At 53.1% G+C, this 1,652-nt stretch carries 2 protein-coding genes; both read right to left on the bottom strand.

All coding sequences use genetic code 11. From position 1 onward, the window contains the following. Positions 1 to 37 precede the first annotated feature (37 nt). A complete protein-coding gene (locus F2P46_RS35695; RefSeq protein ID WP_229509600.1) occupies positions 38 to 739 on the bottom strand; it encodes a TrkA family potassium uptake protein in 702 nt (233 codons plus the stop codon). Then, positions 729 to 1,652 (bottom strand): TrkH family potassium uptake protein (locus F2P46_RS35690; protein WP_166899236.1); only part of this gene is annotated, 924 nt, incomplete at its 5' end. The genes F2P46_RS35690 and F2P46_RS35695, both read right to left, overlap by 11 nt.

Raw genomic sequence — 1,652 nt, 5'->3', positions numbered from 1 at the left:
TGCGCTCACGGAAACAGGCCTGCTTATCACTACATGCCTATTTTTTTGCTTTGGTGCCGCTAGCAAATAACTCAATCTTGCGCGTGGGACCGGAAACAATGAGTAGATCAGCAGGTTGTACGGATGTCTCGGGGGTAGCGTGCTGAAAGTCCGTATTTGCTCGCTTAACGCCGACAATTGTTACCCCGAACTGCTCACGAACTCGTGACTCGGTGAGCGATTTGTTGTGAGTCATGACAGGGGCGTGGATCTTCGCGATGGCAAACCCGTCATCGAATTCCAGAAAGTCGATCAACCGCCCTGTAACCAGATGGGCTACTCGCTCGCCCATGTCTGCCTCAGGCATCACCACATGGTGGGCCCCCATCTTTTTTGCTAACTGGCCGTGGTCGTGGTCGAGAGCCTTGACCCAAATGTCCTTGATCCCCAATTCAGTCAGTACCATCAGTGTTAAGAGGCTAGCTGCAATGTCCCCTCCAATTGCTACGATAGCATGTGAAAAGTCAGCAGCGCCCAGCTGAAGCATGACGCTTTCTTTGGTTGAGTCGGCCTGCACTGCGTGGGTTAGCTTATCTGCCCAAACTTGTACACGCTCGCCATTGTTGTCGACCCCCATGACGTCATGACCTAGGCGGACAAGCGACTGGGCAACAGCGCTGCCGAACCGGCCTAAGCCTATAACCAAAACACTGTCGCTGGCGGAAAATGCAAACTGCTCTGTGAAAATTCTACCCAACAATTGGATGCTCCTCTGGAAAGCGATACGGCATTCGCCGTTCACCGAGTATGAGTGAAGTCGCTAAGGTGATCGTTCCTATGCGGCCTAAATACATCAATATAACAAGTACAAATTGCCCCACGGGAGGAAGATCGGCCGTGATTCCTGTCGAAAGGCCAACCGTACCGAAAGCGGAAATCACCTCAAAAATGATACGGTCGGTCGACGCATCGCTTACAGACAGCAATATAGTAGTCCCGAGGATTACTACTGCACCACCAAGTACCAGGACAGTAATCGCTTGACGCTGTGCTGGGCTGCCGACTCGACGACCAAACGCTTCGCTATCGGGTTGACCCCGTATCTCTGCTATGACCAGCAAAAACAAAATCGCCACCGTGCCGACCTTGACGCCTCCGGCGGTGCCGGCGCTGCCGGCTCCCACGAACATCAGCAGATAATGTAGAGCCCATGTTTCTCGACTGGCCACCGCGAAATCGATGGAATTGAATCCCGCAGTCCTTGCCGAAACCGAAGTGAACGCTGCCGACAAAACCTTATCAGGTACCGACATTGCACCAAGAGTCCTTGCGTTGGACCACTCGAAAAATAGGACGCCAAGGAAGCCCACGAGTAGTAGGAAGCCCGTCACTGCAAGCGTCAGCTTTGTATGCAGAGACCAGCTGCGCGGCGACCGTGTTTTGTCTCGCAGGTCCATCAGCACTGGAAATCCTATGCCGCCGATAAAAATCGCCAACATGAGCGGCAGGAGTACTAACACATCTGGAGCGTAACGCATGACGCTGTCGGCGTGGATTGAGAAGCCGGCGTTATTAAATGCCGAAACTGAGTGAAACAGTCCGCTCCATGCAGCCTGTTGCCATTCGAGGCCGTAACCAACACGGAACCGTAACATCAGAACTAGCGCAACAAT

Origin of the sequence: Massilia sp. CCM 8734 (assembly GCF_011682155.1) — a bacterium.
Lineage (GTDB): Bacteria > Pseudomonadota > Gammaproteobacteria > Burkholderiales > Burkholderiaceae_D > Telluria_A > Telluria_A rubra.
This window is presented reverse-complemented; position numbering and strand designations above follow the sequence as displayed.